At 70.5% G+C, this 13119-nt stretch carries 10 protein-coding genes; 4 read left to right on the top strand and 6 right to left on the bottom strand.

The genetic code is table 11. The features are described from left to right. Window positions 1-244 precede the first annotated feature (244 nt). Complete coding sequence (locus tag VKV26_09980) at window positions 245-1342, top strand: hypothetical protein (protein ID HLZ70220.1); 1098 nt, start codon at window positions 245-247, stop codon at window positions 1340-1342. Between the two features lie 340 nt (window positions 1343-1682). Here the strand turns inward: VKV26_09980 and VKV26_09975 are convergent, their stop codons facing one another. Next, complete coding sequence (locus VKV26_09975) at window positions 1683-2951, bottom strand: ISNCY family transposase (GenBank protein HLZ70219.1); 1269 nt, start codon at window positions 2949-2951, stop codon at window positions 1683-1685. 133 nt (window positions 2952-3084) lie between these two features. Here VKV26_09975 and VKV26_09970 point away from each other — a divergent pair, with 133 nt between their 5' ends. From VKV26_09970 to VKV26_09960, 3 genes are all read left to right on the top strand, one after another. After that, on the top strand, window positions 3085-3471 hold the full coding sequence (locus VKV26_09970; protein ID HLZ70218.1) for a hypothetical protein: 387 nt from the start codon (window positions 3085-3087) through the stop codon (window positions 3469-3471). Further along, window positions 3472-3936, top strand: coding sequence for a hypothetical protein (locus VKV26_09965; protein ID HLZ70217.1), 465 nt, complete (start codon window positions 3472-3474; stop codon window positions 3934-3936). A gap of 125 nt (window positions 3937-4061) precedes the next feature. Continuing rightward, window positions 4062-5612: a phosphoesterase gene (locus VKV26_09960; protein ID HLZ70216.1), complete on the top strand. Its 1551-nt coding sequence runs from the start codon at window positions 4062-4064 to the stop codon at window positions 5610-5612. A 17-nt stretch (window positions 5613-5629) separates the two neighbouring features. On the opposite strand, the gene VKV26_09955 is transcribed toward VKV26_09960, so the two are convergent. From VKV26_09955 to VKV26_09935, 5 genes are all read right to left on the bottom strand, one after another. Beyond that, window positions 5630-6424 carry a hypothetical protein gene (locus VKV26_09955; GenBank protein ID HLZ70215.1) on the bottom strand — a complete coding sequence of 265 codons (795 nt, stop codon included), beginning with the start codon at window positions 6422-6424 and terminating at the stop codon, window positions 5630-5632. A gap of 13 nt (window positions 6425-6437) precedes the next feature. Continuing rightward, window positions 6438-7328 (bottom strand): amidohydrolase family protein, encoded by an 891-nt coding sequence (locus tag VKV26_09950; GenBank protein ID HLZ70214.1) that lies wholly within the window; start codon window positions 7326-7328, stop codon window positions 6438-6440. Window positions 7329-7420: 92 nt separating this feature from the next. Further along, window positions 7421-11146: a transcription-repair coupling factor gene (gene mfd, locus VKV26_09945; protein HLZ70213.1), complete on the bottom strand. Its 3726-nt coding sequence runs from the start codon at window positions 11144-11146 to the stop codon at window positions 7421-7423. Between the two features lie 14 nt (window positions 11147-11160). Continuing rightward, window positions 11161-11841: an aminoacyl-tRNA hydrolase gene (gene pth, locus VKV26_09940; GenBank protein ID HLZ70212.1), complete on the bottom strand. Its 681-nt coding sequence runs from the start codon at window positions 11839-11841 to the stop codon at window positions 11161-11163. A 48-nt stretch (window positions 11842-11889) separates the two neighbouring features. Then, window positions 11890-13068, bottom strand: coding sequence for a cysteine desulfurase family protein (locus VKV26_09935; protein HLZ70211.1), 1179 nt, complete (start codon window positions 13066-13068; stop codon window positions 11890-11892). Window positions 13069-13119: the final 51 nt, after the last annotated feature.

The following is a 13119-nucleotide window of genomic DNA, read 5'->3' as shown; positions in this document are numbered from 1 at the left end:
CCATCTACCACCAACGCTAGTGCTTACTTCATAGCCGGCGCAGTTCTACGGGGGCGGCGGGGCAGAAGTGCTCAGACTCCCACCCGGCTGCGGTCGGCCTGGAGAATCCGGTTGAAGCCGACAAGTACCGCCGTGGGATCTTGCCTTTTGCCGCCGGCAGCAGGAAAGTGCAGGCGCCGCGCGGCGCCTGCCGCCGCGGGCTGCTTCGGCAGATAGGCTCGGACTGCAGGAAGGTTGGTCGCCCATGTCACGGCTGCCGCGCCGCGCCCTACCGGGTTCAGTGGTCTTCGCTCTCGCCCTGCTACTCGCCGCCACCACCGCGCTGGCCGCCCCGAAGGACCATCTGGTCCGCTTCAGCACGACGATCGCGCCGCCGTCGCCGGCGAGCGTGGACATCAGCTGGGTCGAGAATTCCAGCGGGCGCTACTTCCTGGCCGACCGCTCGAACAAGGCGATCGACCTGTTTGACGCCAGGACCGACACCTTCACCGGCTTCATCGGCCAGGGGCAGTTCACCGGCAACGGCGCCTGCAACGGCGATCCCTTCGCCGGGGCTGGACCCGACGGCGTGGTGACCGACAGCAGCGGCCTGGTCTGGGCGGGGGACGGCAACAGCACGATCAAGGTGCTGAACCCCGTGGCCGGCACGAACGTCGTAACTTCGATCGGCACCGGCGGCAAGTGCCGAGCCGATGAGCTTTCGTTCGATCCGCGCGACCAGTTGATTCTGATCGCCAACGATGCCGAAGGGTTTCTCACCTTCATTGATGTGAGCACACGCTCGGTCGCGGGCCACTTCTATTATGCCGATAACACGCTCGGCCAGCCAGAGAGCGTTGCCGGCCACGCGACGGCCGGCGGCGGCCTCGAACAGTCGGTGTGGGACGCGCAGACCGGGCTGTTCTACCAGGCGGTGCCCGCCGGAGGCACAACCGGCTTCATCGACGTGTTCGATCCGGTCAGCGAGAGGCTTGTCGCGAGCTATCCGGTGCCGGGCTGCGACGGGGGGCCGACGGGGCTTGCCCTCGGTGAGAACGAGCGCTTCCTTGGCGCCTGCGGCAACGGCGCGGTCGCGGTCGAGCTGCGCAGCGGGCGCATCCACGCCTTCATCCCCGAGGTGGGCGGCGCCGACGAGATCTGGTTCAACCCCGGCGACGACAACTTTTATCTCGCGATCTTTGCCGGCGCCAGGCTGGGCGTGGTGAACGCCGACAACGACAAGCTCGTGCAGATCCTGAGCGGCAGGGGCAGCCACTCCGTCGCCGCCTACGCGGGCAACAACCACATCTTCGACCCCGGTTTCGGCACGGGCATCGCGGTCTTCGTGAGCGGCGGGCATTAGCCGGCGATCGCGCTCGCGCAGCGCCGCATGCTTCAAACCGGCGTTCCGCCAGGGCCACAACCGTGGGGCTCGCGCTGGTGTCTTCTCGCCTTCTTGCCCGCCCGATCGCTGCAGGCGTTCGGGACTGCGTGGGCCGGGGATTTCCACCAGCAACGCCCACTCCGATTCCGCGAATTCGCTCGGGCGTCTCGTTGATCTTGCCGTGCCGCCTCGTGCACCCGGCGCCGCATCGCCGAGCCGCGGCTTTCGGCGCGCCTCGCGTGCCGATGCGCGAATCGCGGCGCCGCGGCAAGATGTCGCGGTTCAGTGAAAAGGTCAGGGTAATCGTCCCGTGAGTTTGTCACGAGCGGTAGGTACGCCACGGGTGAGCGCTTGGGGGCTTGGGTTGCTTGATCGGACCGAGGCCGGTGCCGCGTGGCGCATCGCGGGCACGCAGCGCAGCAGGCTCGGCGGGTGCGGCACGGCTGGCCAGCGTTTCGCCATCCGCCACGACAATGATGCTGCCATCCAGCCGCTCCTGCACCTCGACCCGGCGGTGCGCGTACGTCCGCCGGGTGCGACTCGGCAGCAGCTGCAGCGTCTGCCCGGCGAAGCGGACAGTGTTGTCGCGGGCAACGGTGGCGAGATAGGTGAAGCACAGGATGCCTTCCACGCAGAGTCCGGGGGCGACCGGTCGATAGGCAGAACCCGGCAGGGCAGGCGGCACGCCGAAGCGGGCATTGAAGCGGGGCAGGAACGCGGTGAGCAGCGCGGTGGCCTCGGCAGCGGTGCTCGCGCCCGCAAGGCGCAGTTCGCCGACGAGCCGGTCCTGCAGCGTGCCCCAGAGGCGTTCGATGCGTCCTTTGGCCTCCGGTGACTGGGCGAGGATGGGCTGAATCGCCAGATCCCGCAGGGCGCGGCCGAACTGGGTCGGCTGCCGCACCCCGTCGAGTTGTTCGTCCAGCGTCTCGGGCTCGCGGGGCGAGCGCTGGAAGATGCCGTGGCGGTCGCTGTAGAGCGCCAGGGGAATCCCCTTGCTCGCGAGAATCGTCTGGAGCAGCAGGAAGTAGCCGTGGGCATCCTCCTGCTCGCGCACGCACACGGCGGGCACCGTGCCGGTGGCGTCATCGATGGCGGCCAGCAGGGTGAAGCGCGGGCCGCGGTCTTGCAGCCAGGCGTGCTGACTGCCATCGAGCTGCAGCAGCATGCCTTCCTGGCCCATGCGTTCGCGGCGCAGCCGATGCAGGGGTGGGCGGCGTGTCCGCGGGCTCGGTCGCTGATCCGCCACGAGCAGCCGACGGACGGTGGATCGGGACAGGCGGAGGTCCTCACGCTCTGCCAGCAGGTCGGTGAGGTGACTGTAGTTGAGGCCGGCATAGGTGGTGGCGGCGAGCTCGCGTACCCGCTGGCGAACCGGCTCGCTGAGGGTGTGTGCCGGTGCCCGCCCGCGGTTGCCATGCACGAGGGCCGCAGCCCCCTCCACCCGGTAGGCGGCCAGCAAGCGCCACACCTGGCGCACGCTGCGCCCGAGGAGGCCGGCTGCCTCCACGGCAGTGCACTCGCCGGCGACGACATGGTTCAGAATCTGCAGTCGCGCTTGGTCCTGGGCAGTCAATGTCAGGTCCTTCATGACTGACATTTTCACTGGACAGTTCGTGGTGACGGAGTCCGAGACTCATGACACAAGCCTTGACATGCGCTGTATACTGCATAGGTATCGTACCCCCGGCAGCAGGGAGGTCGGTAGAGCATAAGGGGGTCGCATGGACGGCGGGACCAGATCCTACGCAGGCGGACCCATCTCTCGGCGGCGGCTGATCACCGGCGCCGCCATCGGCGGTGTGGCGCTCTGCGCCCACCGCTGGCATATCGCACGGCCAGCGTTCGCCCAGACCGCCGCCGGGCCGGTGCCCATTCCCAACACCGGCGTCGGCCCGCCGCCCGGTACACACTTCTTCCTGCCCAACCCCGGCGACGAGCCTAGCCTGATCTACAACTTCAATGGCCTGATCGCCCTCGCACACTACCAGTCGCCCGCGACCGACAACGCCGGCAACACGCTGATCTTGGAAAGCGACTGCCGGGCGATGGCGGGCGAGTACATCGCCAGCGACGGCTCGCGCAAGCGTGGCGCCTTCGCTTTCATCTGAGTGGACCTCTACAAGGGCTCAGTTGAGCCCGCGAACCAGGTGCACGACTTCAACCCCGGCAACGACGCCCTCGGCCTGTTCTGGACGATTCCCATCGCGCGGGAAAACCTGCGCGCCTACCCGGAGGACGGCTCCGTGGTCCTGGACCTGAGCAACGTCGCCCTCGCGGACTACGGCACCGTCGCCAACTTCTTCATGGGCAAGCCGAGCATCCCCTCGACGCTCAACCTGCGCATCGAGTGGAGCGGCAACGCGCTGGAGGAGCAGGTCTTCCATTCCGAAACCGACAACTTCGAGGCGCGGCTGCGCAAGACGACCGTCAGCGTCACGGCTTCGGCCAGCACGCCGAGCACGGGCTTCAGCTTCAGCAATGACGTCTCCACGACCATGACCGAGTACGCCGTCGTCGGCAGCGAGCGCAACGGCTCGTTCCTGCCGGGCGCGGGCGGGGATGGGCAGATGTAGCTGCCGCGCTTCGCCAGCCATGATGTCTTGACGTCGACCGCCGCCAGACAGCGCAGCTGCGACCGGCCGGGCCGTCCACCGGTGGTCGACACGCCCCGCGTTCGGTCACAGGACGGAAGCGAGCCATGAAACCCCGTCGAATCGTGCTCGGTCGAGCGGCGATCACGCCGCCTTCTGAGAGCGGCCGCCTCAGCCGGCGAGCTCTCCTGCGCGGGACGCTGGGCGCCACGGCCGCCGCCCTCGGGTCGCGGCGGGCGATCGCCGTTCGCGCCGGCGCCACGGCGTTCTCCGCGCCGCGCCGTCCAAAGCGGACCGCCGGCGCCGGCGACAGCCTCGTGCTGCAGTGGGACGAAGCTGCCCTCCAGGCGATCCGCGACACCAAGCCCGGGCCGCCGATGGTGGCCCGCGCACTGGCGTTTGTGCACACCTGCATCTACGACGCCTGGGCGATGTATGACCCCGTGGCGCAGGCGACGGCGACTGGAGGCGAGCTGCGCCAGCCCGCCGCGGCGCGCACGCCGGAGAACGTACGTCAGGCGATCAGCTTCGCCGCCTACCGCGCGCTCGCGGATCTCTTTCCCACGGAGATTCCCTCGTTCGTCCGGCTCATGACCAGCCTCGGCTACAGTCCGGCCGACACCTCGATCGATCCCGGATCGCCGGCCGGCGTCGGCAACCGCTGCGCCCAGGCGGTGATCGACTTCCGCCACGCGGACGGCGCCAACCAGCAGGGCGATCTGCACCAGGGCGCCTACTCCGACTACACGGGCTACCAATCGGTCAACACCCCGGACAGCATCGTCGACCCCGACCGCTGGCAGCCGCTGCGTGTGCCCAACGGCACGGGCGGTTCGAGCGTCCAGCCCTACGTCGGCGCGCAGTGGGGGCTGGTGACGCCGTTCGCCCTGACCTCGGGGGCGCAGTTCCGGCCCGCCGAGGGGCCGGCGACCCACGACAGTGAGCGCTACCAGGCGCAGGCGGCGCAGATCCTCGGCTACAGCGCCAACCTCAGCGACCGGCAGAAAATCATCGCCGAGTACTGGGCCGATGGGCCCGCCTCGGAGCTGCCGCCGGGTCACTGGTGCCTGTTCGGCGGGTTTGTCTCGCGCCGCGATGGCCACGACCTGGACACGGACGTCAAGCTCTTCTTCGCGCTGGCCAACGCGGTGATGGACGCGGGCATCGCCGCCTGGGACGCCAAGCGCGCCTATGATTCCGTGCGCCCCGTAACGGCCGTCCACTATCTCTACCGCGGGCAGCAAATCCAGGCCTGGGGCGGACCGTATCAAGGGACACGCACGATCCGCGGCGAGGACTGGCAACCCTACCAGGCGGCGAACGTCGTGACGCCGCCCTTCCCGGAGTTCATCTCCGGGCACAGCACCTTCAGCGCCGCCGGGGCCGAGATCCTGCGCCGCTTCACGGGCAGCGATGCCCTGGGCGCTTCGGTGACGGCCCCGGCGGGCAGCTCGAAGTTCGAGGCGGGCGCCGTGCCGGCCGAGGATGTCACGCTTTCGTGGGACACCTTCTCCGAGGCGGCCGACGAGGCCGGACTCTCCCGCCGCTACGGCGGCATTCACTTCGAGCAGGGCGACCTGGTGGGCAGGAGCACCGGCCGGCTGGTCGGCGCGCAGGTCTGGGATCGGGCACAGGCATACATCACCGGATCGGTGTAGCGCCGGCCTATCCAGCCTCAGCCGGCCACGATCAGCCGGGCCGCGACGATCACGACCGCGCCGGCCACCGCGACGAGCGCGTACTCCGCCGCCGTGCGCTGGTCCAGCCGCCGCACGATCGCCGCCAGCGCCACGCCGGTGACGGTGTAGAAGACGAGCAGCAGCAGCATCGCCGCGAGCAGGCCGTCGAGGCGCACGAACTGCAACGCCCAGCGCGCCTGCGCCACGACGATGCCGCTGACCAGGCCGTAGAGCGCCTGGTCGCCGGCGCTCAGCTCAGCATCACGGAACAGCTCCACGGCGAAGATGGCCGCGGCAAGGCCGCAGAGCAGCGCCGCCGCCGGCGCGCTCAGGTTGTACGCGTAGAGCGCCGCCAGCAGGCCGTAGAGCCCGATGAAGGCCGCGATCAGCAAGATGGTGCGCGGCAGGGCGTTGGCATCTTCGTGGTCGAGCACGGCGTACTCGGCGTAGCAGACGCCGGCGAACATCACGCCCGTGGCCAGCGAGGCGAGCACGCCCCAGTAGCCGACCGAGGCGTAGCGGAAGAAGAGCGCCGCCGCCACGACGAAGGCCGCGGGCAGCAGCAAGGCCGTCGCCGTGCCCGCGCCGCCGCGCAGGCGTCCGAGCGGGTGGCTGCGCAGAATGCCGTCCAGCCCCAGCGCCGCCACCACCGGCAGCACGAAGAGGATCGGCGCCGTGCCCGTAAGGATAAACAGCCCCGCCAGCACGGTCACGGCGATCGCCAGCAGGTTGACGAGGTCGAGCGGGCGCAGCCGGCGTAAGTGCAGGAGGGTCAGGTCGCGAACGGCCATGGCGGCGTCCTGTCTACTCGGCGGCCAGCGCCGGCGGCTCCAGGCCGAAGATCTCCGCGGCGTTGTGGTACCAGATCCGCTCCTGCTCGTCCTCGCTCAGGCCGATCTCCTCGAAGATCCGCGCGAAGCGATCGACGTGCTCGCGGATCTCGTCTGCGCCGCAGTCGGAGCCGAAGGTCAGCTTTTCGACGCCGATCTCGTAGCCGATCATGCGCCGCTCCACCGCGTGGCGCTCGATCGTCTCGCCGCCGGAGAGGTCGAAGAAGACGTTGGTGCGCCAGCGAGCGACCGAGGCGGCGGCGTCGTAGTTGCCCGTGCCGCCGAGATGGGCGCCGATCAGCTTCAGCGCCGGGAAGTTGTTGGCGATCGTGTCCAGGTGAAAGGGGTGCATGCGCGTGGCGGAGACGTCGCGCGGGCCACGGAAACGCCTGCGCATCGTCTGCATCATCTGCAGGCGGCGGGCGGCCTCCGGGTCGCGGCGCGGGTGCGTGCGTGAGTAATCGATGCCGCCGCCGATCACCCCCAGGTGCAGCACGATCGGCAGCTCCAGGGCCTCCGCCGCCGCGTACATGGGGAAGTAGTCCGGCGTGTCGTAGGCGCGGCGCACGCCGATCATCTTCAGCCCGCGGTAGCCCAGCTCGTACAGCTGCCAGACGCGCGCCCGGTCGGTTTCCTCGGGGTCGACCACGGCGACCGGGATCGCCACGTCTGCAAACGGACGCAGATGGCGCAGGGCGCGGGCGTGGTCCATGCCCCAGCGGCCGCCGCTGAGCAGCGCCGCCTTGACGATGCCGGCTTCGTGCAGCCGTTCGAACAGCTTCTCAACCAGGGGCGTGGGGTCTGCCGCGGGGTCTTCCCAGTTCGCGGGAAAATGCACGTGCGTATCGAAAATGCGTGGTTCCAAGCGATCACTCACCGGGCGCACGCCGCCCTCTGCTTCCGTGGCGGCGGCCCTCATCCTTCACTGTAGCAAATTGGCCCGAATGGCCGCGCGTCTTATGTGCCGCGCCCGCGCCGCCGACGGCCGCGGCCCACACCACGGCCGAAGCCGCGCCGGTCCTGCCCTCCCGCGCCGCCCGCCTGCTCTCGGCCGTTCCCGCTTGCCGGCCGCGGGAAGGGCGTGGCGCGCTGCCAGACGCCGGCGTCCGCGGCGGGTGAGGTCGGCGCCGCACCAGCATCGCGCGCCGCGCTGCGCAGGGCCGTGCCCTCGATCTCCCGCGCGTAGGCCGGCAGCTCGCGCTCGTCGCGGCCCGCGGCGATCGCGACGACGGCGTAGAGCCGCGCCGGCCAGCCTGGCGCCGAGGTGACTCGCGCCTGCGCCGTGCCAACGCTCACGCCCACCAGCCGCGCGCGCAGCAGATCGTCGCGCCGGTTGAGCGGTCCGCCGGAGCGCAGCACGAACTCGCCCTCCTCCAGCGTGATCGAGACGAGGCCGCCTTCGCGCGCCAGCCCCTTGAGCGCGAGCGCGTAGAGCAGGCCGCGCAGCGCCGGCGGCGGCGGACCGAAGCGATCGACGCACTCTTCATACGCCGCCTGCGCTTCTTCAGGCGTCGTCACCTGGCCGAGCCGCTGATAGAGCGCCAGCCGCACGTTCAGGTCGGCGACGTAGCTCTCGGGGATGTAGGCCGTGAGCGGCAGGTCGAGCTGCACGGCGGTCTGCGAGGTGCTGGGCACGGGCGGCGGCTCGCCGCGGGCCACGGCGCGCAGCCGCGTCACCGCGTCGGCCAGCATGCGGCTGTAGAGGTCGAAGCCCACGGCGCCGACGTGGCCGCTCTGCTCGGCGCCCAGCAGGTTGCCGGCGCCGCGGATCTCCAGGTCGCGCAGCGCGATCTGGAAGCCGGCGCCCAGCTCCGTCGCCTCGAAGATCGTCTGCAGCCGCTTCTGCGCCGTCTCGCTCAGCGCCCGGTTGCGCTCGTAGAGCAGGTAGGCGTAGGCGCGGTTGGCGCCGCGGCCCACGCGCCCGCGCAACTGGTAGAGCTGCGAGAGGCCGAAACGATCGGCGTGGTTGATGATGATCGTGTTCACGCTGGGAATGTCCAGACCCGACTCGATGATCGTGGTGCAGACCAGCACGTCGTACTGGCCGCGCTGGAAGTCGATCATCACCTGTTCAAGCTGCTCCTCGGGCATCTGGCCGTGGCCGATCGCGATCTCGGCCTCCGGCACGATGCGGCGCAGATCGGCGGCCACGCGCTCGATGCTGTGCACGCGGTCGTGGACGAAGTAGATCTGGCCGCCGCGGTCCAGCTCGCGCAGGATCGCCTCGCGCACCAGCCGCTCGTCGAACTCGGCCACGTAGGTCTTGATCGGCAGCCGGTCCTGCGGTGCGTTCGCCATCGTGGACATGTCGCGGATGCCGGAAAGCGACATCTGCAGCGTGCGCGGGATCGGCGTGGCGGAGAGCGTGAGTACGTCCACCTGCTGGCGCATCTGCTTCAGACGCTCCTTGTGCGCCACGCCGAAGCGCTGCTCCTCGTCGATGATCACCAGGCCGAGGTTCTTGAAGCCCACATCCTTCTGCAAGATGCGGTGCGTGCCGATCAGGATGTCGACCTCGCCCTCGGCGGCCGCGGCCAGCACCTCCTTCTGCTCCTTGTCGCTGCGGAAGCGTGAGAGCACCTCGACCTTCGTCGGGAAGCCGGAGAGCCGCTCGCGAAAGGTCTGGCCGTGCTGCTGCGCCAGCACCGTGGTCGGCACCAGCACGCCGACCTGGAAGCCGTCCAGCACCGCCTTGAAGGCGGCGCGCAGCGCGACCTCGGTCTTGCCGTAGCCCACATCGCCGATGATCACGCGGTCCATCGGCCGCACGTTCTCCATGTCGGTCTTCACGTCTTGAATCGCGTGGAGCTGGTCGGGCGTCTCCACGTAGGGAAACGATGCTTCCAGCTCCTGCTGCCAGGGCTGGTCGGGGCTGAAGGCGTGGCCCTCGCTCACCTCGCGCTGGGCGTAGAGCTGCAGCAGCTCGTTGGCCAGGTCGGTGACGGCGCGGCGCACGCGGTCCTTGGTCCGCGCCCACTCCAGCGTGCCCAGGCGGCTGAGTGAGGGCGTGCGCTCGCTCGGCCCCACGTAGCGGCTGACGCGATCGACCTGGTCGGTGGGCACATAGAGCCGGTCGCCCTCGGCGTAGCGCAGCTCTAGATACTCGCGCTCGACGCCGTCCACGAAGCGGCGTACCAGCCCCTGGAAGACGGCGATGCCGTGCTCGACGTGCACGACGTAATCGCCGGGCGCCAGATCGGCGAGGAACGCCTCGTGGTCGATCGGGCGCGTGCGCTGCGGCCGGCGCTGCTTAGTGAAACCGAACAGCTCGGCGTCGGTGAGCAGGTGCAAGGCCCCGTCCGGCAGATCGAGCACCCAGCCGTTGCCCACCGAGCCGTGCAGCAATTGGAACGAACCCGGCGCGGGCGGCTCGGCCAGCTCCTCTGCGGCGATGCCGTCCTGGCCCTCGCCGGCAAAGATCTCGCCCAGGCGGGCGCTCTGCTGCGAGGTGACGACGGCCCGCTCGCCGCGCCGGGCGATGTCGAGCACGTCGTGCATCGCCACGCGCAGGCGGCCGCCGTAGCCGCCGGGCGGCGCGAACGGCGGCGCGATCACCTCGGTCGCGCCGCTCTCCGCCGCCTGTTCTGTCAGCTCCGGCGTGGCCCAGCGGTGCAGGTCCAGCAGGCGCGGGCGGGCGCTCAGCTCCGCCACGACCCGCGCCCGCGGCGCCTGCGGCAGCGGCAGGCCCAGCGGAATCTGGCCGCGGCCTTCGAGATCGGCGCGGGCCTCGGCCGCCTGCGTGTCCAGCTCGTCGATCGCGTGCAAGGTCTCCGCCAGTTCGTCCACGACCACGAGTGCGCCGGCCGGCAGATGCTCCAACAGCGACGCCCGTGTGAGGAAGGGCAGATAGAAGCCGCCGGCCGCGGCGAGATCGCCGCCGCGCAGCCGATCGGCCTCGTCCTCGAAGCGGGCGAGCGCATCCTCGCCCAGGTTCGACGGATCGAGGCCGTCGAGCAGCGCCTGCACGGCGGCGAGGTCGGCGCTGGCCTCGCGGGCGGGACCGAACTCGGCGCGCGCCATCACGGCGACCGTGCGCTGCGTGGCCGGGCTGAAGCTGCGCAGGCTCTCAACCGTGCTGCCCAGCAGCTCGATGCGCACGGGCAGCTCGGCGGCGGGTGGGAAGACGTCGATGATGCCGCCGCGCCGGCTGACCTGGCCCGGCGCCTCGACCAGGCTCACCGTCTCGTAGCCGAGCGCCTGCAACTGCTCCAGCATGCCGGCCAGCGAGAGGCGCGAGCCGGGTTCCAGTACGATCCGCCCTTCGCGCTCGGCCCGTGGCGCCAGCGTGCGCTGCGCCAGGGCCATGCCGGAGGTGACGATGATCGGCGCCGTCTCAAACGGCTGCGCCAGCCGTTCGAGTACGCGCAGCCGTGCCTCCGCCGCTTCCACGTCTGGCGTGACGCGCTCGTAGGGGATCGTGTCCAGCTCGGGGAAGAGCAGGGCGCGGCCGGGATCGCCGAGATAGAGCAGCAGCTCCTCGTGCATCTGCGCGGCGCGGTCCGGCCGCGGCGTGACGATGAGGACCGGGTCTTCGGCGCCGTCGAGCAGCGCCGCCAGCAAGGCAGGCTTGGCCGCATCGGGCAGGCCGGCGGTCAGGCGCGCGGCCGGCGCCGCGAGGCGCTGCCCCAGCAGCGCGACGGCGGGCTCCGAGCGGATCAGCGAAAGCAGGCCGTTGAGCCGCACGCGTCTTCCCGCCTTCAGTCGCGGTTGAAACGGTTCATCGCCGCCTGCACGCCCTCTTTCAGGCAGCAAATGGCGGCATCGGCGGCGGTGTCGGCGGCGGCCTCGAGCAGGCGGCGCTGCTCGGCCGGCGCGTTGCCCAACACCCAGCCGGCGACGTGCTCGGGATCCCACGACGGCTTGTCGCCCACAACCGGACGGCCGATGCCGATGCGGATGCGCGGAAAGTCTTGCGTGCCGGCGGCGGCGAGAATCGATTTCATCCCCTTCTGCCCGCCGCTGCCGCCCGTCTCGCGCACGCGCACGCGCGCCACGGGCAGATCCAGCTCGTCGTAGATGAGCAACATGCGGCCCGCGGGCAGCTTGTACTTGCGCAGCAGCTCGCGGATAGCGTTGCCGCTGTCGTTCATGAAGGTGCGTGGTTTGGCCAGCACCAGCCGGCGCCCCTCGAACGCGCCTTCGCCCACACTGGCGGTGCGGTTGTGCTTCTCTACTGGGATGCCCAGCCGCTTCGAGAGGCGGTTGATTACCCAGAAGCCGACGTTGTGGCGATTGCCCGCGTAGGCCGCGCCGGGATTGCCGAGGCCGACGATCAGCTCGATCGGCGGGCGCGCGGACGCGGCCTCGCCCGCGGGTTCGGGCAGGCCGTTGAGCAACGTCTCTTCGGTTTTTCCGCCGCGGCGCAGGCCGAACGGCATCAGCGCGCTCCCCGGCGGCGCGCCGCCATTCGAGCATTCATCGTACGATCAGCTTACCGCGATGCCGCTGGCCGCCGCGACCGCTTCGGGCAGGACGGCGAGTAAGCGCTCGATCTCCGCCGCGCTCGTCTCCGGCCCGAGCGAGAAGCGCACCGCCGCCGTCGCCTGCTCGATCGGCAGGCCCATCGCCAGCAGCACGTGCGACGGCTCCCAGGAGACCGAGGCACAGGCCGCGCCGCTCGATGCCGCCACGCCGCGCGCGTCCAACTCGAGCACGAGCTGTTCGCCGTCGGCGCTTGGAAAGGCGAAGTTGACGATGTTCGGCAGGCGCGCCTCGGGGTCGCCGTTGAAGACGGCGCCGGGAAAGCGCGCCTGCACGCCGGCGATCAGCTGCTCGCTCAGCGCCCGCGCGTGGCGCACATTCTGCGCCCGCTCGACTTCGGCCAGCCCGATCGCCGCGCCGAGGCCGACGATGCCCGCCACGTGTTCCGTGCCGGCGCGGCGCTGGCGCTCCTGCCCGCCGCCGGTTTGCTGGGCAAGAAAGGGCACGCCCCGGCGCAGGTACAGGGCGCCGGCGCCCGTCGGCCCGCCGAACTTGTGCGCCGAGAGGCTGAGCGCGTCCACACCCAGCGCCTCGACATCGACGGAGAGCCAGCGCGGCGCCTGCACGGCGTCGCTGTGCAGGGGAATGTGGCGGCCGATCGCTCTGCCGCGTTCGCGCAGGGCCGCGGCGATCTCCGCGATCGGCTGGATCGTCCCGGTTTCGTTGTTCGCCAGCATCACGCTGACCAGCACCGTGTCGTCGCGCACCGCGGCGGCAACGGCCTGCGGATCGACCCGCCCGGCGCGATCGACGCCGACGTACTCCGTCTCGAAGCCGAAGCGATCGAGGTATTGGCAGGTGTGCAGCGCGGCGTGGTGCTCGACGGCGCTGACCACGAGGTGGTTGCCCAGCCGCGCGAACTGCTGCGCGAAGGCGATCCCCTTCAGCGCCGCGTTCACCGACTCGGAGCCGCCGCTGGTGAAGACGATCTCGGCCGGCCGGCAGTTCAGCGCGCTTGCCACGGCCTCGCGCGCCGTTTCCACCGCCTCGGCGGCCTCGCGGCCGGCGCGGTAGAGCGCCGACGGATTGCCAAAGCGCGCGGTCTGCCAGGGCGTCATCGCCGCGGCGACGCGCGCATCGATGGGCGAAAGGGCGGCGTGGTCGAGATAGATGAACTCTGGCATACGGCTGGTAGGGCTCCGCAGCGGATCGGCAGGCTGACACGCCGTACGGAT

This window comes from Dehalococcoidia bacterium, from assembly GCA_035310145.1.
In the GTDB taxonomy this organism is placed as follows: domain Bacteria; phylum Chloroflexota; class Dehalococcoidia; order CAUJGQ01; family CAUJGQ01; genus CALFMN01.
Note: the sequence above shows the minus strand (reverse complement) of the source record. Positions and strands in the feature narration are given on the sequence as shown.

Coding starts and splice junctions, on each gene's coding strand:
- VKV26_09980 (HLZ70220.1), top strand. CDS start 245: ATGTCACGGCTGCCGCGCCGCGCCCTACCGGGTTCAGTGGTCTTCGCT.
- VKV26_09975 (HLZ70219.1), bottom strand. CDS start 2,951: ATGAAGGACCTGACATTGACTGCCCAGGACCAAGCGCGACTGCAGATT.
- VKV26_09970 (HLZ70218.1), top strand. CDS start 3,085: ATGGACGGCGGGACCAGATCCTACGCAGGCGGACCCATCTCTCGGCGG.
- VKV26_09960 (HLZ70216.1), top strand. CDS start 4,062: ATGAAACCCCGTCGAATCGTGCTCGGTCGAGCGGCGATCACGCCGCCT.
- VKV26_09955 (HLZ70215.1), bottom strand. CDS start 6,424: ATGGCCGTTCGCGACCTGACCCTCCTGCACTTACGCCGGCTGCGCCCG.
- pth (HLZ70212.1), bottom strand. CDS start 11,841: ATGCCGTTCGGCCTGCGCCGCGGCGGAAAAACCGAAGAGACGTTGCTC.
- VKV26_09935 (HLZ70211.1), bottom strand. CDS start 13,068: ATGCCAGAGTTCATCTATCTCGACCACGCCGCCCTTTCGCCCATCGAT.